We start from the raw sequence: 266 nt of genomic DNA on the forward strand, positions 1-266 counted from the left end.
GGGCGCTGCACACGAACGCCTACGACTATGCGTCGACGCACGTGCACGCCGACGACACGCAACTGAAACGCTACCGCGAAGTGTTCACGTCGACCGTCTACGAAACCGAGCATCCGGTCGTGCGTGTGCATCCGGAGACCGGCGAGCGCACGCTCGTGCTCGGGCATTTCGTGCAGAAGATCAAGGGGCTGTCGTCGCAGGACTCCGCGCATCTGCTGCAGGTGCTGCACGAACATGTGACGCGCCTCGAGAACACCGTGCGCTGG

At 63.9% G+C, this 266-nt stretch carries 1 protein-coding gene; it reads left to right on the forward strand.

Annotated elements, in window-relative coordinates; genetic code table 11:
* Positions 1–266: TauD/TfdA dioxygenase family protein (locus tag SB764_RS41050; protein ID WP_410866904.1), on the forward strand; the 266-nt coding region annotated here is incomplete at both ends.

It is taken from the genome of Paraburkholderia sp. SIMBA_027 (assembly GCF_046535315.1).
GTDB lineage: Bacteria > Pseudomonadota > Gammaproteobacteria > Burkholderiales > Burkholderiaceae > Paraburkholderia > Paraburkholderia tropica.